The organism is Pseudomonas oryzihabitans (genome assembly GCF_006384975.1).
Classification (GTDB): domain Bacteria; phylum Pseudomonadota; class Gammaproteobacteria; order Pseudomonadales; family Pseudomonadaceae; genus Chryseomonas; species Chryseomonas psychrotolerans_B.
The window spans coordinates 758,030-780,246 of the sequence record NZ_CP021645.1 but is presented as its reverse complement, the minus strand read 5'-3'; the positions used below and the strand labels follow the sequence as shown (position 1 = coordinate 780,246).

17 protein-coding genes are annotated in these 22,217 nt (G+C 63.7%); 12 read left to right on the top strand and 5 right to left on the bottom strand.

From position 1 onward, the window contains the following. Positions 1 to 78: 78 nt before the first annotated feature. Complete coding sequence (locus CCZ28_RS03505; RefSeq protein WP_140215933.1) at positions 79 to 1,302, top strand: acyl-CoA dehydrogenase family protein; 1,224 nt, start codon at positions 79 to 81, stop codon at positions 1,300 to 1,302. Between the two features lie 103 nt (positions 1,303 to 1,405). Next, positions 1,406 to 1,543: a hypothetical protein gene (locus CCZ28_RS24370; RefSeq protein ID WP_167509201.1), complete on the top strand. Its 138-nt coding sequence runs from the start codon at positions 1,406 to 1,408 to the stop codon at positions 1,541 to 1,543. Positions 1,544 to 1,568: 25 nt separating this feature from the next. Here the strand turns inward: CCZ28_RS24370 and tauD are convergent, their stop codons facing one another. From tauD to CCZ28_RS03480, 5 genes are all read right to left on the bottom strand, one after another. After that, positions 1,569 to 2,420 carry a taurine dioxygenase gene (tauD, locus tag CCZ28_RS03500; protein ID WP_140215931.1) on the bottom strand — a complete coding sequence of 284 codons (852 nt, stop codon included), beginning with the start codon at positions 2,418 to 2,420 and terminating at the stop codon, positions 1,569 to 1,571. Positions 2,421 to 2,432: 12 nt separating this feature from the next. Continuing rightward, positions 2,433 to 3,248, bottom strand: coding sequence for a taurine ABC transporter permease TauC (gene tauC, locus CCZ28_RS03495; protein ID WP_140215929.1), 816 nt, complete (start codon positions 3,246 to 3,248; stop codon positions 2,433 to 2,435). Further along, positions 3,238 to 4,026, bottom strand: a complete 789-nt coding sequence (locus tag CCZ28_RS03490; RefSeq protein ID WP_140215927.1) for a taurine ABC transporter ATP-binding protein — start codon at positions 4,024 to 4,026, stop codon at positions 3,238 to 3,240. The genes tauC and CCZ28_RS03490 overlap by 11 nt, the downstream gene beginning before the upstream one ends. Positions 4,027 to 4,097: 71 nt before the next feature. Then, positions 4,098 to 5,084 (bottom strand): taurine ABC transporter substrate-binding protein, encoded by a 987-nt coding sequence (tauA, locus tag CCZ28_RS03485; protein ID WP_140215925.1) that lies wholly within the window; start codon positions 5,082 to 5,084, stop codon positions 4,098 to 4,100. A gap of 219 nt (positions 5,085 to 5,303) precedes the next feature. Beyond that, positions 5,304 to 5,675 (bottom strand): response regulator, encoded by a 372-nt coding sequence (locus tag CCZ28_RS03480; protein WP_140215923.1) that lies wholly within the window; start codon positions 5,673 to 5,675, stop codon positions 5,304 to 5,306. A gap of 332 nt (positions 5,676 to 6,007) precedes the next feature. On the opposite strand from CCZ28_RS03480, the gene CCZ28_RS03475 reads away from it, so the two are divergent. The 10 genes from CCZ28_RS03475 to CCZ28_RS03430 all read left to right on the top strand — a co-directional run bounded on the left by CCZ28_RS03475 (position 6,008) and on the right by CCZ28_RS03430 (position 21,856). Then, entirely contained in the window at positions 6,008 to 7,129 is a 1,122-nt protein-coding gene (locus CCZ28_RS03475; protein WP_140215922.1) for a mechanosensitive ion channel family protein, read from the top strand. Between the two features lie 348 nt (positions 7,130 to 7,477). After that, positions 7,478 to 9,061, top strand: coding sequence for a glycogen synthase GlgA (gene glgA / locus CCZ28_RS03470; RefSeq protein ID WP_240795224.1), 1,584 nt, complete (start codon positions 7,478 to 7,480; stop codon positions 9,059 to 9,061). A 159-nt stretch (positions 9,062 to 9,220) separates the two neighbouring features. Then, positions 9,221 to 11,026: a malto-oligosyltrehalose trehalohydrolase gene (gene treZ, locus CCZ28_RS03465; RefSeq protein ID WP_140215920.1), complete on the top strand. Its 1,806-nt coding sequence runs from the start codon at positions 9,221 to 9,223 to the stop codon at positions 11,024 to 11,026. Then, entirely contained in the window at positions 11,023 to 13,089 is a 2,067-nt protein-coding gene (gene malQ / locus CCZ28_RS03460; protein WP_140215918.1) for a 4-alpha-glucanotransferase, read from the top strand. The genes treZ and malQ overlap by 4 nt, the downstream gene beginning before the upstream one ends. After that, positions 13,086 to 15,890, top strand: a complete 2,805-nt coding sequence (gene treY / locus CCZ28_RS03455; protein ID WP_140215916.1) for a malto-oligosyltrehalose synthase — start codon at positions 13,086 to 13,088, stop codon at positions 15,888 to 15,890. The genes malQ and treY overlap by 4 nt, the downstream gene beginning before the upstream one ends. Continuing rightward, on the top strand, positions 15,890 to 16,372 hold the full coding sequence (locus CCZ28_RS03450; RefSeq protein ID WP_140215914.1) for a DUF2934 domain-containing protein: 483 nt from the start codon (positions 15,890 to 15,892) through the stop codon (positions 16,370 to 16,372). The genes treY and CCZ28_RS03450 overlap by 1 nt, the downstream gene beginning before the upstream one ends. Positions 16,373 to 16,621: 249 nt before the next feature. Then, complete coding sequence (gene glgX / locus CCZ28_RS03445) at positions 16,622 to 18,811, top strand: glycogen debranching protein GlgX (RefSeq protein ID WP_240795223.1); 2,190 nt, start codon at positions 16,622 to 16,624, stop codon at positions 18,809 to 18,811. After that, positions 18,808 to 19,569 (top strand): endonuclease/exonuclease/phosphatase family protein, encoded by a 762-nt coding sequence (locus CCZ28_RS03440; protein WP_140215912.1) that lies wholly within the window; start codon positions 18,808 to 18,810, stop codon positions 19,567 to 19,569. The genes glgX and CCZ28_RS03440 overlap by 4 nt, the downstream gene beginning before the upstream one ends. Then, positions 19,566 to 20,810: a cardiolipin synthase ClsB gene (clsB, locus tag CCZ28_RS03435; RefSeq protein ID WP_140215910.1), complete on the top strand. Its 1,245-nt coding sequence runs from the start codon at positions 19,566 to 19,568 to the stop codon at positions 20,808 to 20,810. The genes CCZ28_RS03440 and clsB overlap by 4 nt, the downstream gene beginning before the upstream one ends. Continuing rightward, positions 20,807 to 21,856 carry a lysylphosphatidylglycerol synthase transmembrane domain-containing protein gene (locus CCZ28_RS03430; RefSeq protein ID WP_140215908.1) on the top strand — a complete coding sequence of 350 codons (1,050 nt, stop codon included), beginning with the start codon at positions 20,807 to 20,809 and terminating at the stop codon, positions 21,854 to 21,856. Before clsB ends, CCZ28_RS03430 begins: the two co-directional genes overlap by 4 nt. Positions 21,857 to 22,217: the final 361 nt, after the last annotated feature.

Sequence of the window (22,217 nt, the reverse complement as noted above, 5' to 3'; positions counted from 1 at the left end):
CTGGCGCTGCCCACACCGAAATGCGGCGCCTCGGCATCGTCCACGAGCTTTGAATCTTCCAGAAGGAATCTGCTGCGCATGACCGTCATATCCTCAGGCTGGGGCGCCGGCCCATCCACTCGCCACGCCGAACTCTCGGCACGTTTCCAGCCCCTGTTCGAACGCATTCGGGAGGGGGCCATCGAGCGCGAGGTGCAGCGGCGCCTACCCGTCGAAGAACTGGGTTGGCTCAAGGCTGCGGGGTTCACTGCCCTGCGCCTGCCCGTCGAACAGGGCGGCGCGGGGGTGACGTTGCCGGAGCTGTTCGCCCTGCTCATCGAGCTGGGCGAAGCCGATTCCAACCTCGTGCAAGCGGTGCGCGGCCACATGGGCTTCGTCGAGGGCCTGCTGAACAGCGACGACCAGGATCGCCGTACGCGCTGGTTCGCCCGTATCGCCGCTGGCGAGACCATAGGGCCGGCTTCCAGCGAAGTCGGCGATGCCCGCCGCGCCGAATTCAGTACCCGCCTACGCCGCGACGGCGACCAACTACTGCTCTCGGGCACCAAGTTCTACACCACGGGCTCGCTCTACGCCGACTGGATCGACGTGGGCGCCACCGACGAAGCCGGTAACCGGGTGATGGCCACGGTTCGCCGTGACGCGCCGGGTGTGGAGGTGGTGGATGACTGGAACGGTTTCGGCCAGACCCTTACCGCCAGCGGGACCGCGACCTTCACCAACGTGCGGGTAACGCCGGCGGACGTGGTGGCGGTGGGCGAGCGCTTCCGCTATTCGCCGGGTTTCTTCCAGGTCTTCCACCTGGCCAACCTCGCCGGCATGGGACGCGCCATGAGCAGCGAGGTGGCAGCCGCCGTGGCGGCGCGTACCCGCACCTTCACCATTGGCAATGCCGACCGCGTCAGTCAGGACCCGCAGGTGCTGGCCGTAGTGGGCCAGGTGCGTAGCGCCGCCTATTGCGCCGGGGTGATCACGCTGAAGAATGCCGAGGCGCTGCAACGGGTGTACAACCTCAGGCACGCGGATGACCAGGCGGCGGAAGATCGCGCGGTGGAGCTGGCTGAGCTGGAGGTTTGCCAGTCGCTGAACGTGGTCACCGATCTGATCATCGACGCCTCCGGTCGCCTGTTCGACGCCCTGGGCGCTTCGGCGACCCTCAGGCCCCAGGGGCTGGATCGCTTCTGGCGCAACGCCCGCACCCTCGCCTCGCACAACCCGCGCATCTACAAGGATCGCATCGTCGGCGACTACGCGGTCAACGGCACCCCACCGCCGCCACAGTGGAAAATTGGCGTGGCCTAGCTGCCCGAGCAACCCTCGGGCGCCTCGAGATAGACGCCGTGAGCCGCTATTCGCCCTGCCCGGCGATGCATTAACATCGGGACTTACTTCTTGGAGCAGCACCATGGAAAAGTCCCGCAGCAATCGTCAGGTCATGTGGAAGGCGATCAAGGACCCACGCTTCATCCCGGTCGTGGTCGCGGTAGTCTGCATCGTACTGTTCTTCGTCCTGGGCCTGGTCGACGTTCTCAGCGACTCCTGACACATCGCCCCCGCCACGCAGCCGGTCAAACCGCTTCGCGGGGTCCGCGTGGTCGATCGCCGAGGATGGTCGCCCGATGCATGATCCGGCGCTGGGGTCGATAGTCGTCACAGGCGTAGTGCTGGGTGATGCGGTTGTCCCAGAAGGCCAGATCCCCGGCCTGCCACTGCCAGCGCACCTGGAACTCCGGCCGCGCGGCATGGGCGAACAGCAGCTGCAACAAGGCGTCGCTCTCGGCCTCTTCCAGCTCGACGATACGCGTGGTGAAGCCCGCGCTGACGAACAGGCCCTTCACCCCGGTTTCCGGGTGTACCCGCACCACCGGATGGCGCACCGGTGGATTGGCTGCCCGCGCCGCATTGAAACGCTCCAGCCCTTCCGCGGTGTGCCCGAAGCGTTCGAGCGGAAAGGATTTGCTCAGGTCGTGCCAGGCCGTCAGGCCGTCGAGCAGTTCGCGCAACGGTGCGGACAGCGCCGCGTAGGCCGCCGAATTACTCGCCCAGAGGGTGTCACCGCCATAAGCGGGCACCTGACGCGCGCTGAGCAGCGAACCCAGCGGCGGCGTCTGGATGAAGGTGACATCGGTGTGCCAGAGCGCGTTATCCCGCAGGTCGTTGAGTTCGGTGTCCAGCACCAGGATCTCCGCCTGTGCGGGATGTTTGGGATAGATGGGGTGGATGTGCAGGTCACCGAACCGCGCTGCCACATCACGCTGCTGACGTGGCGTGAGCAACTGGTCGCGCAAGAAGAGGACCTGGTGCTCCAGCAGCCCCTGGTGCAAGGCGGCCTGGCGGCTGGCATCCAAGGGTTCACGCAGATCCAGGCCATGGACCCGGGCACCTAGCGCGGGGCTCAGACGTTCGAAGGTAATGGTCATCCCGAGGCTCCTTCAATTCCAGCCGGCATAGCGCCGCTGCAGGGCGCGCAGGCCGAGTTCGATGGACAGGGCGATGCTGGCGATCAGCAGGATGCCCACCACCACCACATCGGTGGCCATGAACTGGGCCGCCGATTGCACCATGAAGCCCAGGCCTCGATTGGCGGCGATCAGCTCGGCCGCCACCAGCGTCGACCAGCCCACGCCTAGGGCGATGCGCAGGCCGGTGAGGATGTCGGGCAAGGCGCTGGGCAGGATGACGTGGCGCACCACCTGCACCTTCGACGCGCCCAGGCAACGTACCGCCTGGACCCGCGCGCGATCGACACGGCGTACGCCGCCCACAGTGGCGATCAACAGCGGCGCGAACAGCGCCAGATAGATCAGCAGCACCTTGGACAGCTCACCGATGCCGAACCAGATCACCATCAGCGGCAGGTACGCCAACGGTGGGATCGGTCGATAGAACTCCACCAGAGGGTCCAGGGCGGCGTTCAGCGTGGGGTTGAGCCCCATGGCGATGCCCAAGGGGACCGCGGTGAGCAACGCCGCCAGCAAGGCCGCGAGCACCCGCAACAGGCTGGTGCTCAGGTGCTGCCAGAGACTGGCATCCAGGTAACCGTCCGCGAGGAGGCCCTGCAGGGCGACCAGTAACTGCTCGGGTGATGGCAGGAACAGGGTGTCGACCCAGCCCAGGTGAGTCGCGGTCCACCAGAGCGTTACCACGCCGGTCAAGGTACCCAGGGCGGCGACGCGGCGGCGATCCAGGCGCAGCACCCGTCTTTCACGGGCTTCGCGAACTGGGGTGGCAAGGGTTTCAGAGGACATGGTCGGGCGTCTCCTGCAGAAAGAGGTCGAGCAGCTCTTGGCGCAGCTCGGCGAAACGGGGATCGGCCTTGATCGCGCGGACGGAGTCGCCCGCCAGATAGCGACGGGCGAACGGAACCTCGAGCCGCCGCACGATGCGCGCTGGAGGACCGTCCAACACCAGCAGATCGGTGGCCAGGAACAGGGCTTCGTCGACGCTGTGGGTGATGAGGAACAGGCCCTTGCCCGTGCGCTTCCATACCTCCAGCAGCAGGAGCTGCATGCGCTCCCGGGTCAGGGCATCGAGGGCGCCGAAGGGTTCGTCGAGCAGCAGGAAATCCGGATCCACCGCCAAGGCTCGCGCCAACCCCAGGCGCTGACGCTGGCCACCGGACAACTCGCCAATGGCGTGCTCACCGTGCTGGGCCAGGCCCACCAGTTCCAGCATCTCCTGCGCCCGGCGCTCACGCTCGCTACGCGGCAATCCACGCAGGCGCAGGCCGAGCGCGACATTGTCCAGGGCATTGAGCCAGGGCATCAGGGCGTCATCCTGGAATACCACGCCGCGCTCACCACCGGGCCCTTCCAGGGTGCGACCGTCGAGGTGTACCCGTCCGCCGTCGAGCGGCTGGAAACCCGCCAGCACATTGAGCAGGCTGGACTTGCCGCAGCCGGAAGGCCCCAGCACCACCACCGCGGCGCCCTTCTCCACCGCGAGATCGAGATTCTGCAGTATCGGCTGGATACGGCCACGGCGGGCAAAACCGAGACTGGCCTGTTCCAGGCTAAGTCGACTCATGATCGGCTCCTGTCGGGAGGGAAAAAAAGCCCCTCCGAAGAGGGGCGAGTCGTGGCGTGAAGAACTCGGAATCACTGGGCCTTGCGGACGTACTCGGCGCTTACATAGGGCGAGTAGTCAGCGGGCACCGTGGGAATGCGTTTCTGTTCCTTGAGGAATTCGGCGGTGCGGGCAATCGCCTTGGCGGTGCCACCGCCGAGCAGGTCCGGGCCGAGCTGGGCCTGGGCATCCGGATAGCGCGAGCCGGCCAGCAGTTCGGGGATGTCGGCGGCGTCCGCACCGGTGAGGCGGGCGATCTTCTTCGCCTGTTCCGAATCGGGCCCCCACTCCTTGCCATGGGCCTGGTAGTCGGCGAAGGCATCCAGGGTGACCTTGGCGAACTGGCTGACGATCTCGGGATGCTTCTCGGCGAAATCCTTGCGCGCGACCCAGACTTCGAAGGTCGGCGCGCCCCAGGCGCCCACCTGGGCGGCATCGGCCAGTACCTTGCCGTTCTTCTTGATCTCACCCAGGGCCGGCGACCAGACGAAGGCGCCATCGATGTCGCCCCGGCGCCAGGCGGCCGCGATTTCGGTGGGATTGAGATTGACGATCTTGACCTTGGTTGGATCGACGCCCCAGTGCTTGAGCGCACCCAGCAGGCTGTAGTGCGAGGTGGAAACGAAAGGCGTGGCGATGGTCTTGCCCACCAATTGCTCGGGCTTGTCGATACCGCTGCCGTTACGCACCACCAGCGCTTCGGCGGAGTCGATCTGCGCCGAGACGATGAACGTCACCAGTGGCAACTTGCGCGAGGTAGCGGCGGCCAAGGGGCTGGAGCCGAGGTTGCCGATCTGGACATCGCCCGACGCCAAGGCCGCAACGACCTCGGGACCACTGTTGAAGCGGCGCCAATCGATCTTCTGGCCAATGGCCTTTTCGTAGAGGCCGTCGGCCTGGGCGACCTTGGACGGATCGACACCGGTCTGGTAGCCGATCACCAGGTCGGCGGCGAACGCCTGACCAGCGAATGCCACCGCGCCGATAGCCAATACTAGGGACTTGATCAGAGAACTCATGCAGGCCTTCCTTGTAGGTGAAGGCGCCACCTGCGCCTTCGGTAACGTCGAAGCGACGTCCACTGAAGGCCACACTAAAGGATCTAAGTACCGAAGATTAAATAACGAAATGGAATCAGCTTAGGCACGGCGGAGGGCGTCCGTAGAAGGAACACGGAGGATCGCGGTTGGAGATTCAAAGAGGGCGCGGCCCGCTAATGGGCCGCCAAAAAGCAGGAATCAGGCTTTGCGCTGATTGAGGAAGCGGTAGCAACCGGCCAGCAGGTCATCGAAGCGCCAGGGCTTGGGCAGATAGTAGATATCCGGCGCCCGTTCGGGCTGCAACTCTTCGAAATAGCCCGAGGAGACGATGATGGGCAGCCCCGGCAGGTGCTGCTTGACGCGACGAGCCAGTTCGAGACCATCGATGACACCCGGCATGCGCACGTCAGTGATCAGCAGGTTCGGCGTGGGGCGCGCGGTCGACAGGAATTCCCAGGCCAGATCCGCGGTACCGAAGGTCCGCACCTGAAAGCCTTCACCTTCGAGCACTTCTTCCATCAGCCCGAGCAACATGTTCTCGTCTTCGACAACCACTACCACTGGTTTCATAAATCCGTCTCGATCTCCGCAGGTCCGCCATCTGACTGGACGTGTCTCATTGGGGCGCGAATTCTACTCCTATCCCACGCCTGCTGCGCAGTTCCATCGCGAATTGGACCGGCATTGCGACATTTCGACCCATCAGCTTGCGAAAATTCGGCAGGTCCAATAGCCAGGCTTTTTATATAGGGGTGGTATTAAAGGACCCATACGATTCGTTTGGAAATGTGGGAACCGTGCTCAATCGGTTCAGTCGGAAATCAGGTATCTCGAAGGGCTTCCCGCGATCGGACGCGTCAGCTCTAAGGATCATGGGAAGCCGTCAGCCAAAGGAAAAGCGCATGACGGACATCGACTGGACGGGCTGGCTACACGCCCCCTGGATCACCACGCTGATCGCGGCGATGATCGCCCTGGTCATCACCAGCATTGCTCTAACCGTGGCCTTCGCGGCGATCCGTCGCCTGGCCAATCCCTTCCTGCTGGCGCGCAACCTGGTGAAGTTCATCGAAAAACCCGCGCGCCTCGCGGTGCCGCTGGTGGTGCTCCAGGGTGTGTGGAATTCAGCACCTGATGCCCTCCCCCTGTTGCGTGCAGTACAGCATGTGACCGGCCTGCTCAGCATCGCCGCCTTCACCTGGCTGGGACTGCGGGCGGTCAAGGCAGTGGGCGCGACCATCGCCCTGCGCAATCCGGTGGACGTGGCCGACAACCTGCGGGCGCGGCGAATCCAGACGCAAAACCGGGTTCTGGTGCGCAGCCTGAGTTTCGTGGTGCTGCTGGTCGGTATCGCCCTGATGCTGATGACCTTTCCCGCAGTGCGTCAGGTGGGCGCGAGCCTGCTCGCCTCGGCTGGCGTCGCCGGCCTGGTCGCCGGTATCGCCGCCCGCCCGGTATTGGGCAACCTCATCGCCGGTCTGCAGATCGCGGTGACCCAGCCGATCCGCCTGGACGACGTGGTCATCGTCGAAGGCGAATGGGGCCGGGTGGAAGAAATCACCGGCACCTATGTGGTGGTGCGGATCTGGGACGATCGGCGGCTGGTGGTGCCCCTGCAGTACTTCATCGAGACCCCGTTCCAGAACTGGACGCGCTCCTCGTCGAGCCTCATCGGCTCGGTGTTCATCTGGGTCGATTACTCGCTGCCGCTGGCGCCCATTCGCACTGAATTGGAACGCGCCTGCGCCGAGGTGCCCCATTTGTGGGATGGCCGTGTCTGCGTTCTCCAGGTGACCGATGCCTCCAGCGAATCCATGCAGATTCGCGTCCTGGTAAGTTCGGGCGACTCTTCGAAGAACTGGGACCTGCGCTGCTTCGTGCGGGAGCGGCTGATCACCTATATCAATCGCGAATTTCCCCTGTGCCTGCCCAAGCTCCGGACGGAGCTTGGTCGGCGGGACAGCCTACCATCCATGAAATCCGACGAAAGGCAAGAGCCTGTCGTACGCCAACCAGAAGTCTGATTATTGTGCCCATCAGCGCCAATCGTGGAGGCATCAAGCGGCGGCAGGGAGCCTCAATTCTTAACGCACTAATGAAGACCTATGGGCTTTGGGCATGTATTTGGCAAAGCAAAGCAGGACCGCAACATTCGAGCGGGAAACTTGTGACGGTGTCCGTGAGTCAGTGCGAGAGCAATCTGGAAATCCGCGAAGCAGTTCTCGCCCAGATCCAGACATCTCAGAAGAGGTGACCGGCAAAAAGGCTGTAGCAGCTCGGCTGTAGGCGTTTTTGAACCAGGAGCATCGCGCTTCAGGAAAGAAGCAATCAGGTAAACCTCAGTCTCGAACTTGCTGCATTGGGAGCGCACCATGGCAAACGCCGTCGTGGGGAAATTTGGGGCCCTGGAGCCCGTTGAAACTGCCACCCGCACTACCAGATCCAGCTCTCTCCGCAAGCGTACGGACGAGCCCCAGCTGACGCTGAGCTCCGTCGTCGAAACCCGCAAGCGCATTCTTTTTGTGACCCCGGAAATTTCCGATTTCGTCAAGGCCGGTGGCCTGGGCGAGGTTTCTGGCGCCCTGCCCCGCGCCCTGGCTGCCTCCCATGATGTCCGGGTGCTGATTCCCGGTTATCGCCAGGTCATGGCAGCGGTCAAGGATCGTATGCAGATGGTCGGTCGTATAGCTGCTCGCGCCGCGATGCCGGCCTGCGACATTGGCCGGGTCAACCTGGAAGACGGGCTGGTCGTCTATGTCCTGATCTGCCCCGAGCTCTACGAGCGTCCGGGTAATCCCTACGGCGATCTCAACAACGCCGACTGGGCCGACAACCACATTCGCTTCGGCCGCCTGGCCAGCGCCGCCGCCGACTTCGCCCTGGGCGAAGCCTCCATTCGTTGGGTGCCGGATCTGCTGCATCTCAACGACTGGCAGACCGGCCTGGCTGCAGGCTATCTGCGCTGGAAGGGTTCCACCACCCCCTGCCTGACCACCATCCACAACCTGGCGTATCAGGGTCTGTTCCCGGCTTCGGTACTGGCCGAATTGGACATCCCGGATCATGCCTTCCAGATGGAAGGTCTCGAATTCTGGGGCAAGGTGTCCTTCCTCAAGGCCGGCCTGGTCTACGCCGATCACATCACCACCGTCAGCCACACCTACGCCCAGGAAATCACCACGCCCGAGTTCGGCTATGGCCTGGAAGGCCTGCTGCAGGTCAAAGCGCGCCAGGGCAAGCTCACCGGCCTGCTCAACGGTATCGATGACGACTGGAGCGCCTGCAGCGATCCCCACCTGAGCCAGTGCTTCACCGAACAGGACTGGGATGGCAAGGCCGTCAATGCCGCGCACATCCGCGAGGAATTCGGACTGGAGCCCTCCAACGGCCCACTGTTCGCCGTCGTGTCGCGCCTGGTGCAGCAAAAGGGTATCGACCTGACCATCGAGGCCGCCGACCACATCGTCGCCCGCGGTGGCCAGCTGATGATCATCGGTTGCGGTGAGCCGCACATCGAGCGGCAGGTCCGCGCCCTGGCGTTGCGTCATCCCGGCCGTGTCAGTGCCCACATCGGTTTCTGCGAGACGGAAGCCCGCCGCATGTATGCCGGCAGCGACTTCCTGCTGATGCCGTCGCGTTTCGAACCCTGCGGCCTGAGCCAGATGTACGCCCAGCGCTTCGCTTCGCTGCCGATCGCTACCCGCACGGGTGGGCTGGCCGACAGCATCGAAGACGGCACCACCGGCTTCCTGTTCAACCCCTTGTCGCTGGAAAACTACGTCAGCGCCATCGACCGCGCCCTGGGTGTTTTCGAGCGTAAGGACCTGCTCAACGCCATGCGCCGTCGGGCCATGCAGGGTCCGTTCTTCTGGTCCGAATGCGCCAAGCCTTACGCTGCCTTGTACCTCGATCTGCTCGATGCCACCGTCCAGCAGGAGCGTCAGGCCCGCGCCTGATGCCCAGGCTGGCTGCCAAGCGCTTTTCCGCCGACAACGGACCGACGAAAAGCGCTTGCCCCGCTCAACTTTGAGCGACTCCCACCGGTCATAACTGCAACTGCGGCCATCAGGGCCGCAGTTTCTTTTCTGCCGTCTGGCTTCGGGAGTTTTCCATCCATGACTGATATTTCGCGCGACGCAGCCGCAGTGACCGGGGGCTACGCCTGGCAGACCCGTGCCGGTGCCACGCTGTTGAGCAAGGACCGCACGCTGTTTCATTTCTGGGCGCCCAGTGCCGACGCCGTGTCGGTGGCCCTGGAAGGCGGCATGACCATCCCCCTGGAAGCCCAGGACGACGGCTGGTTCAGCGTCGAGGCCCAGTGTGGCGCGGGAACGCGCTATCGCTATCAGATCGGCGATCAACTGGTACCCGACCCTGCCTCCCGCGCCCAGGCCGGCGACGTCCATGAGCCGAGTATCGTCATCGACCCCACCACCTACCACTGGCAAACCGTGGAGTGGCAGGGTCGCCCCTGGCACGAGAGCGTTATCTACGAATTGCACGTCGGCACCCTCGGCGGTTTCTCCGGGGTCGAGAAACTGGTGCCCCGCCTGGCGGCTCTGGGCATCACCGCCATCGAACTGATGCCGCTGTCGGAATTTCCCGGTGGCCGCAACTGGGGCTATGACGGGGTGCTGCCCTACGCCGTGGAAGCGTCCTACGGCACGCCGGACGACCTCAAGTCGCTGATCGACACGGCCCACGCCAATGGCGTGATGGTCTATCTGGATGTGGTCTACAACCACTTCGGCCCGGACGGTAACTATCTGCACGCCTACGCCGAGCGTTTCTTCCGCGAAGACATCCACACGCCGTGGGGCGCCGCCATCGACTTCCGCCAGGACGCCGTACGCCGTTACTTCATCGACAACGCCCTGATGTGGCTGATGGAGTACCGCTTCGACGGCCTGAGATTCGATGCCGTGCACGCCATCAATGACAAGGGTTTCCTGGAAGAGATGGCCGAGGAAATCCGTGCCACCGTGGAACCGGGTCGCCATGTGCACCTGATGCTGGAGAACGAGGACAATACCGCCACCCTGCTCGGCGGCAAGCACTACAACGCCCAGTGGACGGACGACTGGCACAACGTCATCCATCCGCTGTTGACCGGCGAGGACGAGGGCTACTATCAGGACTTCACTCAGGACGCGACCGCCAAGCTGGTGCGCTGCCTGGGCGAGGGCTTCATCTACCAGGGCGAGCAGACCCGCCATGGCAAGGCTCGCGGCGAGCCGAGCAAGGACCTGCCCGCCTCGTCCTTCATCGTCTTCCTGCAAAACCACGACCAGGTGGGCAACCGAGCCTTCGGTGAACGCATCACCCGCCTCGCCCCGGAGCCGGCGCTGCGTGCTGCCACCGCCCTGCTGCTGCTCAGCCCGATGATCCCGCTGTTGTTCATCGGCGAGGAATGGGGCAGCCGCCAACCCTTCCTGTTCTTCACCAGCCACAACGAAGAGCTGGCTGAACTGGTACGCGACGGGCGCCGCAACGAATTCAAGGATTTCGATTTCTTCACCAGCGAAGAGCATCGCCAGCAGATCCCCGACCCGAACGCGCCCAAGACCTTCGAGGACTCCAAACCTAACTTCGGCGAGGCGGATCAGCCCGACCATGCCGCTTGGATCGCGCTCTATCGGGAGTTGCTGGAGATCCGCCGCAAGGAACTCTTCCCGCGTCTGCAGGGCGCCCGTGCCACTGGCGCCGAGGCGCTGGCCGACCGCGCCGTGCGTGCCGGCTGGACCCTGGCCGATGGCAGTCGCCTGACCATCGAGCTCAACCTCAGCGAAAGCCCGGTGAAGGTGGCGGAGCAATCGAATGGCGAGCTGCTGCACAGCAGCGATGCCAAGGCTATCGCTCAGCGCCAGGAGGGCCAACTGGCCGCTCATACGGCGCTGGTCTGGCTGGAGAAAAAGGCATGAGCGGGGATCGCCTGGAACAGCTGGCCAAGGCGGCCGGCATCGCCATCGAATGGACGGCCTACGATGGCCAGCGCCAGCAGGTAAGCCCAGAGGCGTTACGCAATCTGCTCAAGGCCATCGAGTTGCCGGCCGACAGCGACGCCGACATAGATGCGAGTCTGCGCAAGCTGGCCGAGGTGGGCGACAAGGACCATCTGCCGCCCCTGATCACCGCGCTGGTGGGCAAACCCGTCGGGACGCCGGATCAATTCAGGAGCGGCGTCCGCTACCAGGTGCAACTGGAAGGTGGCGAGCGCCTGGAAGGTACCGTGGATGCCCGGGGGCAACTCGCGGCTATCGACGAGCCGGGCTACCACCAGGCAGAAATCGACGGCAAACAGCTGACCCTCGCGGTAGCGCCCGAGCGGTGCTACACCATCGCCGACGCGACCGGCGACGAGCACGCCCGGTTGTGGGGGCTGGCGGTGCAGCTCTACAGCCTGCGACGCGAAGGTGGTAGCGGCGCGGGGGATCTGCAGGGCTTGGTGCAACTCGCGAAGGCGGCTGCCGGCAAGGGTGCCGACGCCCTGGCCATCAGCCCGCTGCATGCCATGTTCAGCGCCGATGGCAGTCGCTACAGCCCCTACTCCCCCTCCAGCCGGGTGTTCTTCAACGTGCTCTATGCGGCGCCGGAGTTGGTCTTCGGCGCCGAGCGCGTGCGCCAGGCCGGGCAAAGAGCCGGCCTGCAGGCGGAAGCCGAGCGCCTCGAACGGCTTGAGCTGATCGACTGGCCGGCGTTGGCGAAGCTGCGCCTGCGCCTGCTGCGTACCCTGCACCTGGACTTCCGTACCGCCGACGGCGAACTGCGCCAGCGCTTCGAGGCGTTCCGCCGCGAGGGCGGTGAAGCCCTGGAGAATCACTGCCGCTTCGAGGCCCTGCACGCCTCCTTTACCCAGGGAGAAGCCTCGCCGAGCTGGCAGCATTGGCCGCGGCAGTATCGCGATCCCAAGGACCCCGCCGTCGCCGAATTCGCCGAACGTCACGCCCAGGATGTGGAGTTCTATGCCTTCACCCAGTGGCTGGCGAGCGAAGGGCTGGCAGCGGCGCAGCAGCAGTGCCGCGATGCCGGGATGCGTATCGGCCTGATCGCCGACATCGCCGTCGGCGCGGACGGTGGCGGCAGCCAGGCCTGGAGTCGCCAGGAAGAGCTGCTGGCCTCGGTCACCGTCGGTTGCCCGCCGGACCTGCTGAACCAGAAAGGCCAGGGCTGGGGCATTTCCGCCTTCTCGCCCACCGGCATGGTCAAGCACGGCTTCCGAGCCTTCATCGAGATGCTCAGGGCCAACTTCGCCCATGCCGGAGGCGTGCGCATCGATCACGTGATGGGCCTGCAACGCCTCTGGCTGGTCCCCGAGGGTGCCTCGCCCGCCGATGGCGCCTACCTCTCTTACCCCATCGACGATCTGCTGCGGCTGGTCGCGCTGGAGTCCTGGCGCTATCGCTGCGTGGTCATGGGCGAAGACCTGGGCACGGTGCCCGAAGGCTTCCGCGAGCGGTTGGCCGAACGCGCCGTCATGGGCATGCAGATCCTGCTGTTCGAGCGCGATGGCAAGGCGTTCAAGGCGGCCAAGGCCTGGTCCGCCACGGCCATGGGCATGCCCACCACCCACGATCTGCCGACCCTCACCGGCTGGTGGCAGGGTCGCGATGCCGACTGGCAGGAAAAGCTCGGCCTGCTGCCCGATGGCACCAGCCGGGAAGACCAATTGGCCGAACGCGCCGAGGATCGCCGTCACCTGGCCAAGGTGCTGCACCTGGAAGATACCAGCGTCGACAACGTCGAGGCGGCGGTTGACGCGGCCATCGACTTCATCGGTCGCACCCCGGCGCCCTTGATCATCCTGCCGGTGGAAGACGCCCTGGGGCAGCTGGAGCAGGCCAATTTGCCCGGCACCACCAACGAACACCCCAATTGGCTGCGCCGCTGGGATGCGCCCGCGGACCGTCTGCTGGACGCCGCCCCCCCTGAACGACGCCTAAGCGTGCTGAGCGCTGCTCGTAACAATCCGGAGATCACTCGATGAGTCGCTTGCGCGCTACCGTACGCCTGCAGTTCCACAAGGATTTCACCTTCGACGATGCCCTGCCCCTGGTGGAGTACTACGCCAAGCTGGGTATCAGCCATTTCTATGCGTCCCCCATCACCACCGCCCGCGCTGGTTCCGTGCACGGCTACGACGTCGTGGACCCGACCCGGGTGAACCCGGAGCTGGGCGGTGAAGAGGCGCTGCGCCGCCTGGTCGCCCGGCTGCGCGAGCATGGTATGGGCCTGATCGCTGACTTCGTGCCCAACCACACCAACGTGGGCGGTTCGGAAAACGCCTGGTGGCTGGACATCCTCGAATGGGGCCGCCAGAGCCGCTACGCCGGCTTCTACGACATCAACTGGTACGGCCCCGACCCGGATCTGCAAGGCCAGGTGCTGCTGCCCTTCCTCGGCGATGCCTATGGCAACGTCCTGCAGGCCGGCGAACTCAAGCTGGTGTTCGATGCGGAAAAAGGCGCCTTCCGCGTGGAGTACTACGCTCACCACTTCCCCATCAATCCCGGCACCTATGGCCAGATCCTGCGCGAGAGCGACCTACCCCAGCTGAGCCTGTTCGCGGATGCCTTCTCCGCCCGCGCCAAGGACCAGGCAGAAGCCCGGGGTGCCCAGCGCCAGCTGGCGGATGCCGCCAAGGAGCCCGCTGTCGCCGCCGCCATCGACAAGGCCATCGCCGCCTTCGACGGCAGCCAGCCGGCCAACCAGGAACGCCTGCATGCCCTGCTGGAGAGCCAGCACTATCGCCTGGCCAGCTGGCGCACCGCCTCGGATGACATCAACTGGCGGCGGTTCTTCGACATCACCGAACTGGGTGGCCTGCGCATGGAGCGCCACGAGGTGTTCGAGGAAACCCATTCGCTGATCTTCCGCCTGATCAGCGAAGGCCTGCTCGACGGCCTGAGACTGGACCACATCGATGGCCTGGCCAACCCGCGCGCCTATTGTCGCAAGCTGCGTCGCCGCGTGGACAATCTCTGCGCCAGCCGATCCGGCGGTGCACCGGAAGATGGCTTCCCCATCTACATCGAGAAGATCCTCGCCGAGGGCGAACACCTGCGTGAAGGCTGGGGCATCGACGGCACCACCGGCTACGAATTCATGAACGAGGTCTCGGCGGTCCAGCACGATGCCCGTGGTGAAGCACCGCTGCGCAAGTTCTGGGCGGAAACCACCGGGCGTACCGAAGACTTCCTCGAAGAGGTACGGGAGGCGCGGCGCCTGGTGCTCACCACGGCGCTGAACAGCGAATTCGAGTCGGCCGTGCACACCCTGCACCTGCTGGCCCAGCAGGATTGGCGGACCCGTGACACCAGCCAAGGCGCCATTCGCCGGGTGCTGCTGGAGTTGATCGTGCAGTTCAAGGTCTATCGCACCTACGCCGGCGCGGCGGGTTTCGTCGGCAACGATGCCCAGTGGTTCGACACCGCCCTGGAAGCGGCGCGGCCCCACGTCAGCGAAGCGGAGCAACCCTTGCTCGAGCAATTGCGTGCCTGGCTGGGTGGCGATGCGCCGCGCCATAAGCCGGTGGGCAGCCTGGCCCGTCGCGAACAGCGTCGCGCCATCACCAAGTTCCAGCAGCTCACCTCGCCCATCGCCGCCAAGGCGGTGGAAGACACCGCCTGCTATCGCTCCGCTCCTCTGCTTTCGCGTAACGACGTCGGCTTCGACCCCCAGCATTTCGCCCAGCCGGTCAGTGCCTTCCACGAAGCCAGCGGCTGGCGCGCCGAGCACTTCCCGCGCAACATGCTGACCACCGCCACGCACGACCACAAGCGTGGCGAGGACACCCGTGCCCGGCTGGCAGTGGTCTCGGAGCGGCCGGACGCCTATATCGCCCAGGTCAGTCGCTGGATGCAGCAGGCAGCCCCCCTGCGTGGCCAGTGGAACGAGGCGCCCGCCCCGACCCCGGGTGACGAGTTGATGCTCTACCAGACCCTGCTCGCCAGCTGGCCGCTGGACCTGCAGGCGGACGACAGCAAGGGCCTGCAGGCCTATCTGGAGCGCCTGCTGCAGTGGCAGGAAAAAGCCCTGCGCGAAGAAAAGCTGGAGTCGGACTGGTGGGCGCCGAATGGCGACTATGAAACCGCCTGCAAAGCCTTTCTGGAAGGCCTGCTCACCGATGACAAATACCGCTCGCTGCGTGGCGAAATCGTCGCTGCCGTGCAGAAACTGGCCCCGGCCGGAGCCCTGAATGGCCTGGTCCAGTTGCTGCTGCGCAACACGGCGCCGGGCGTTCCCGATCTCTACCAGGGCGGTGAATTCTGGGACTTCAGCCTGGTGGAGCCGGACAACCGCCGCGCGGTGGACTACGCCCCGCGCAAGGATGCCCTGGCGCAGCAGGTTTCGGCTGCAGAAGCCCTGGCGAATTGGCAGAACGGCGAGGTCAAGCAGCAGGTACTGGCCGCCGTGCTGGAATTGCGCAAGCAGCATCCGCGCCTGTTCACCGAAGGCAGTTATGTACCCCTGACGGTCGAAGGTGCTCGCGCGGCGAACGTGCTCGCCTTCGCACGCACCTGGGAAGAGCAGGCAGTGATCGTCGTGGTGCCGCTACACACGTCCAGCCTGTTGGAAGCCGGCGGGAAAATCAGCTTTTCTGCCGATGCCTGGCAAGACACTCGGATAAAACTCCCTGAAACCTTGTCCATGTACCGTTTCGGGGAAACTTTCGTCCCCTCATCTGTCCATGACCAAAAGAAAGAGCTATCCATTGGCGAGGTTCTGGCACGTTTTCCGCTTGGATTGCTCAGCACACAAGACACCACTCAAGGAGCCGCACCGTAATGACCCAAAAAGACGAACGCATTCAGCAGCTCGCCTATCAGATCTGGGAGTCTGAAGGACGGCCGGCGCACGAACATGATCGCCATTGGGAAATGGCGACCCGACTGTACGAAGCCGAACAGGAAGGCGTGGCCAAGAAAACCGTCGCCAAGAAGCCGCGAGCGACCAAGACCACCACCAGCAAGGCACCTGCCGGCAAGGTCAGCACCACTGGCAAGACCAAGAGCGGCAGCGAGAAGGCCGCGACCGAGGCGGCCGCCGCGGGTGAGTCCGTGACCGAGAAGGTCGAATCGGCAGCGAAGAAAGTCGCTTCCAAGGTCAAGCAGGCGGTCAAGCCCAGCACCGGCAAGACCAGTGCGAGCAAGGCCAAGCCGGCTGCCGAGGTTGACGCGACGGGCGTTGGTGTCGCTCCCGCTGCACCGAAGAAGCCGCGTGCTTCGCGTGCCAAGACCCCTGCAGCCAAGCCGGCTGTCAGCGAGTGATGTGATGCCTCGGCCTGGCCGTTCGGCCAGGCCATCCCTCACCGCTTCGATGCGGCCTCCGCTTCAGCCAAAATTCCCCGATTTTTTCTAGAAAAAACAACGCTTTGTCGGCTCGCTCAGGAGTGCCGGAACTGCGCTGCGTCGGGCCTTTCATATGCACGTAGCCGGATCTGTATCGATTCAGCCACCGGCAGGTAATGAGAGCCCCATCAGAGCGACTTCCTTCCCAGCTATCCCGAGAGCGTCGAAATGACTTCAACTGATTCCAACAAGCCGTTAACCGAAGCGACCACTTTCATCAGTAAGTCCAAGTCTCGTGTGCGTGAGGGGCTACCCTATCCACTGGGCGCCACCTGGGACGGTTCCGGCGTGAACTTCGCCATCTTTTCCGCCAATGCCACCAAGGTGGAGCTGTGCCTCTTCGATGACGAAGGCAAGGAAGAGATCGAGCGCATCGAGTTGCCCGAATTCACCAACGAAATCTGGCACGGCTACCTGCCCGACGCTCGCCCGGGCACCCTGTACGGCTACCGCGTCCACGGCCCCTACGAGCCGCAGAACGGGCACCGCTTCAACCACAACAAGCTGCTGATCGACCCCTATGCCAAGCAGATCGTCGGTGAGCTGGAGTGGAACGACGCCCTGTTCGGCTACACCATCGGCCATCCCGATGGCGACCTCTCCTTCGACGAGCGTGACAGCGCGCCCTTCATGCCGCGCTGCCGGGTGATCGACCCCGCCTTCACCTGGGGCAACACCACCCATCCGCGCGTCCCGCGTGATCGCACCGTGTTCTATGAAACCCACGTCCGCGGCTACACCATGCAGCACCCCGCGGTCCCGGAAAGCGCCCGTGGCACCTTCTCGGGGCTGCAGGAAAGCGAAGTCATCGACTACATCAAATCGCTCGGCATCACCTCCGTCGAGCTGATGCCGATTCACTATTTCCTCGACGACAACCACCTGCTGGAAAAGGGTCTGAGAAACTTCTGGGGCTATAACACCCTGGCGTTCTTCGCCCCGCACTCGCGCTACATGGCCAGCCAATCCATCGGCGAATTCAAGGTGATGGTCGCGCGCATGCACAACGCCGGCCTCGAGGTGATCCTCGACGTGGTTTACAACCACACTGCCGAAGGCAACGAGATGGGGCCGACCCTTTCGCTCAAGGGTATCGACAACGCCAACTACTACCGCCTGATGCCCGACGATGCGCGTTACTACATCAACGACACCGGCACCGGTAACACCCTGAACATGAGCCACCCCTGCGTGCTGCAGATGGTGACCGACTCGCTGCGCTACTGGGCCACCGAGATGGGCGTGGACGGCTTCCGCTTCGACTTGGCCACCATTCTCGGCCGCGAGCCGGATGGCTTCGACGAAGGCGGCGGTTTCCTGCACGCCTGCCGCCAGGACCCGATCCTGGCCGAGACCAAGCTCATCGCCGAACCCTGGGACTGCGGTCCCGGCGGCTACCAGGTGGGCAACTTCCCGCCCGGCTGGATGGAGTGGAACGACACCTTCCGCGACACCGCCCGCGCCTTCTGGAAGGGCGACGAAGACCAGATCGGCGACTTCGCGAAGATCTTCCTGGGCTCCGGCGACAAGTTCAATCGCCGTGGCCGCAAGCCCTACTCCTCGGTCAACTTCGTCACCGCCCACGATGGCTTCACCCTGGCCGACACCGTGTCGTACAACGACAAGCACAACGAGGCCAACGGCGAGGACAACAAGGACGGGCACTCCCACAACCTGTCGTGGAACTGCGGTGTCGAAGGCGAGACCGACGATCCGGAAATCATCGAGCTGCGCTACCGCCAGATGCGCAACCTGCTGGCCACCCTCTTCCTCTCCCAGGGCACGCCGATGCTGCTGGCCGGCGACGAGTTTGCCCGCACCCAGGGCGGCAACAACAACGCCTATTGCCAGGACAGCGAGATCGGCTGGGTCAACTGGGAGATCAGCGAGAAGAGCGCCGAGCTGCAGGAATACGTGCGCACCCTGATCGACCTGCGTCGACGCTACCCGCTACTGCGCCGGAGCCGCTTCTTCACCGGCGTCTACAACGAGGAATTGGGCGTTAAGGACGTCACCTGGTTGCAGCCCAGTGGCGACGAGATGGGCGTGGAGCAATGGCAGGACGGCAGCAACAAGTGCATGGGCATCCTGCTCGATGGCCGCGCCCAGCCGACCGGTATTCGTCGCAAGGGTGCGGATACCTCGCTGCTGATTCTGGTCAATGCTCATTATGATGTAGTGGATTTCACTCTGCCCGAGGTCCCCCAGGGCGAGCATTGGGCCCTGCAGCTGGATACCAACCAGCCGGACCTGGACGCGGGTGACGTCTTCAACTTCGGAGACACCTATCAGGTCACCGGACGCTCGGTATTGCTGTTCGAGCTGACCCAGACCAAGCGGAGGAAACGCCAGGCATGACGAACGCGCAACAGGGTTTTTCGTTCAAGGTCCTGACCATCAACACGCACAAGGGCTTCACGTCCTTCAACCGCAAGTTCATCTTGCCGGAATTGCGCGAAGCGGTGCGGACGGTGTCAGCGGACATTGTCTTCTTGCAGGAGGTATTGGGCACCCACGAAAAACACCCGTTGCGCTTCGAGAACTGGCCGGCGGCGCCGCAGTACGAGTTCCTGGCCGATTCGATGTGGACCGACTTCGCCTACGGGCGCAATGCGGTCTACCCGGACGGCCACCACGGTAATGCGGTGCTGTCGAAGTTTCCCATCGTCAGCTACGACAACTTCGACATCTCCATCGCTGGTCCGGAAAAACGCGGGATGCTGCATTGCGTCCTGCGTATCCCGGACCAGGCGGTGGATCTCCACGTGATCTGCGTACACCTGGGTCTGCGCGAGAAACATCGCCAGATGCAGATGAAGTTGATCTGCGAACACATCAACTCCCTGCCCAGCGACGCCCCCGTCGTGGTGGCGGGGGACTTCAACGACTGGCGCCAGAAGGCCAACGACATCCTTGGCCAGGGCGCAGGACTCGAAGAGGTATTCATGAAGACCGCAGGGCGGCTGCCCAAGACCTTCCCGGCGAAGCGCCCCCTGCTCTGCCTGGATCGCATCTACACCCGCAATGTCAGTGTGGGTCGCCCCCAGGTGCTAGGCAATCAGCCGTGGTCGCACCTGTCCGACCACGCGCCCCTCGCCGCGGACTTCCACCTATGAACTTCGAGTGGCGGGACGGAAACCGCATCACCTTGCTGGAAAACGGCGAGGACTTCTTCCCACGCGTGTTCGAGGCGATCCGCGCCGCCGAGCGCGAGGTCATCATCGAGACCTTCATCCTCTTCTACGACAAGGTCGGCAAGGCCCTGCAGGAAGAGTTGGTGGCGGCAGCCAAACGCGGCGTCCAGGTGGATATCACCGTGGATGCCTACGGCTCGCCCGATCTGCCGCGCGAGTTCATCGACGAGATGGTCCAGGCCGGCGTGCGCTTTCGCTACTACGATCCGCGCCCCCTGGTGATGGGCATGAGGACCAACCTCTTCCGTCGCCTGCACCGCAAGATCGTGGTGGTGGATGCCCGCCTCGGCTTCATCGGCGGCATCAACTATTCCGCCGAGCACCTGGGCGACTTCGGGCCCGAAGCCAAGCAGGACTACGCCGTCGAGGTGGAAGGCCCCATCGTCGATGACATCCACCGCTTCGCCCGCGACGCCATCGATTCCCCGGAAGAGACTCACCGCTGGTGGGGCAAGCGTTCGCGCAAGCCCGCCAACAATCGCCATCCCGGCAACGCCCAGGCGTTGTTCGTCTATCGCGACAACGACCAGCACCGTGCCGACATCGAGCAGCATTACCTGGAAATGCTGCGCACGGCCAAGCATGAGGTGGTGATCGCCAACGCCTACTTCTTCCCGGGCTACCGCCTCCTGCGTGAGATGCGCAACGCGGCGCAGCGCGGGGTGCGAGTAGTGCTGATCGTCCAGGGCGAGCCGGATATGGCCATCGTCAAGGTGGGCGCCCAGATGCTCTACAACTATCTGGTGAAGGCCGGCGTCGAGATCTACGAATACTGCCTGAGACCCCTGCACGGCAAGGTGGCGACCATGGACGGACACTGGTCCACGGTGGGTTCGAGCAACCTCGATCCGCTGAGCCTGTCGCTGAATCTCGAGTGCAACCTGATCTTCCACGATCACGACTTCAACCGCGAATTGCGTGGTCGCCTGGAGCAGTTGATCCAGAACCATTGCGAACACGTGGACAGCAGCAAGGTACCCAAGCGTACCTATTGGCACCTGGCCAAGACCATGCTGGTGTTCCACTTCTTGCGTCACTTCCCCGCCTGGGTGGGCTGGCTTCCCGGCCATACGCCCAAGATCGAGCTGATCAACCCTCCGGCCCAGCCCGAACTGGAAACCCAGGACCGGGTGGACTCCTCGATTTCAAGGTGCCAACGATGACCAGCCGTAGCGATACCCTCGATCACGCCCCTGGCGACGAGGACGACCAGCAGGCGGCCGACAAGCCGCAGAACGGCCGCTGGGCCCTGGCCAAGAAGATCCTGACCTGGGCCTTCCTGATCGCCGTGGTAGTGCTGCTGGTGATCTATGCCCGCAAGGTCGACTGGGGCGAGGTCTGGAAGGTCTTCACCGGCTACAAGTGGACGACCTTGGCCATGGCCGGCGGCCTGGTGGTGCTGTCGTACATCATGTACGGCTGCTACGACCTCATCGGCCGGGCCTATTGCGGTCACAAGCTGGTCAAGCGGCAGGTGTTCCTGGTGTCTTTCATCTGCTATGCCTTCACCCTAACTCTGAGTACCTGGGTAGGCGGTATCGGCATGAGGTACCGGCTCTATTCGCGATTGGGGCTTTCCAGCGGCACCATTACCCGCATCTTTTCCCTGAGCATCGCCACCAACTGGCTCGGCTACATCCTGCTGGCCGGCGGTATCTTTGTCAGTGGCGTGGTGGACATGCCACCCAACTGGTTCATCGGCGATACCACCCTGCGCTTGATTGGCGTCGGCCTGCTGGCCTTCATCGTCTTCTACCTGGCGGTGTGCGCCTTCGCCAAACAACGGGAATGGACGGTACGCAAACAGCGCCTCGCCCTGCCCTCGCTGCGCATGGCCTGCATCCAGCTGGTGGTGTCTTCGATCAACTGGATGGCCATGGCCGCCATCGTCTACCTGTTCCTCGGACGCCAGGTGGACTACCTACACGTGCTCGGCGTGCTGCTGCTCTCCAGTATCGCCATGGTCATCGTCCATATCCCTGCGGGCGTGGGCGTGCTGGAAACGGTGTTCATCGCCCTGCTGGCCAACGATGGCCTGTCCCAGGGCAAGATCATCGCCGCCCTGCTCGGCTATAGAACGCTCTACTTCATCGTCCCGCTGCTGATCGCGGCCGTCCTCTATTTCGCGCTGGAAAGCCGGGCCAAGAAGCTCAAGGTGAGCAATGATCGGCGTGAAGAGCGTAAGAAAAAAGGTACGAAACCCACATAACTTGCGACTTGCATCAACTGGGTGGGCGTCGCAAGATATCAATGCGACAAACTCGGCTCAGCTAAAAATTCAGGCGCAAGAGGAATAAATGAAGTCATACAACAAGTCGAAGATGGATTCTTTTTCCGAGCACAAGATCAGTCTCGACATAGAATGCATAGTCCGAATAGATACTGACCACATAAAAGTAGAATACAAACAAGATGGCGAGCAATATTCATACACAGGATCTTCAATTGGACAGGGGCATTACAATCTTCGCTGTGATGGCTACCCTAACTGTCGCGCAACGCTCCATTGTTTTGAAGACTCAAAAGTCGTAGAAGGTTCATGGAGAGAGGAGCAGTCGCAAGGAATGTGG

Excerpts from the sequence above, each read along its gene's own strand:
- CCZ28_RS03505 (WP_140215933.1), top strand. The coding sequence starts at position 79 with ATGACCGTCATATCCTCAGGCTGGGGCGCCGGCCCATCCACTCGCCAC.
- tauD (WP_140215931.1), bottom strand. The coding sequence starts at position 2,420 with ATGACCATTACCTTCGAACGTCTGAGCCCCGCGCTAGGTGCCCGGGTC.
- CCZ28_RS03475 (WP_140215922.1), top strand. The coding sequence starts at position 6,008 with ATGACGGACATCGACTGGACGGGCTGGCTACACGCCCCCTGGATCACC.
- glgX (WP_240795223.1), top strand. The coding sequence starts at position 16,622 with ATGACTTCAACTGATTCCAACAAGCCGTTAACCGAAGCGACCACTTTC.
- CCZ28_RS24370 (WP_167509201.1), top strand. The coding sequence starts at position 1,406 with ATGGAAAAGTCCCGCAGCAATCGTCAGGTCATGTGGAAGGCGATCAAG.
- CCZ28_RS03490 (WP_140215927.1), bottom strand. The coding sequence starts at position 4,026 with ATGAGTCGACTTAGCCTGGAACAGGCCAGTCTCGGTTTTGCCCGCCGT.
- glgA (WP_240795224.1), top strand. The coding sequence starts at position 7,478 with ATGGCAAACGCCGTCGTGGGGAAATTTGGGGCCCTGGAGCCCGTTGAA.
- clsB (WP_140215910.1), top strand. The coding sequence starts at position 19,566 with ATGAACTTCGAGTGGCGGGACGGAAACCGCATCACCTTGCTGGAAAAC.
- malQ (WP_140215918.1), top strand. The coding sequence starts at position 11,023 with ATGAGCGGGGATCGCCTGGAACAGCTGGCCAAGGCGGCCGGCATCGCC.
- CCZ28_RS03440 (WP_140215912.1), top strand. The coding sequence starts at position 18,808 with ATGACGAACGCGCAACAGGGTTTTTCGTTCAAGGTCCTGACCATCAAC.
- CCZ28_RS03430 (WP_140215908.1), top strand. The coding sequence starts at position 20,807 with ATGACCAGCCGTAGCGATACCCTCGATCACGCCCCTGGCGACGAGGAC.
- tauC (WP_140215929.1), bottom strand. The coding sequence starts at position 3,248 with ATGTCCTCTGAAACCCTTGCCACCCCAGTTCGCGAAGCCCGTGAAAGA.
- tauA (WP_140215925.1), bottom strand. The coding sequence starts at position 5,084 with ATGAGTTCTCTGATCAAGTCCCTAGTATTGGCTATCGGCGCGGTGGCA.
- CCZ28_RS03450 (WP_140215914.1), top strand. The coding sequence starts at position 15,890 with ATGACCCAAAAAGACGAACGCATTCAGCAGCTCGCCTATCAGATCTGG.
- treZ (WP_140215920.1), top strand. The coding sequence starts at position 9,221 with ATGACTGATATTTCGCGCGACGCAGCCGCAGTGACCGGGGGCTACGCC.
- treY (WP_140215916.1), top strand. The coding sequence starts at position 13,086 with ATGAGTCGCTTGCGCGCTACCGTACGCCTGCAGTTCCACAAGGATTTC.
- CCZ28_RS03480 (WP_140215923.1), bottom strand. The coding sequence starts at position 5,675 with ATGAAACCAGTGGTAGTGGTTGTCGAAGACGAGAACATGTTGCTCGGG.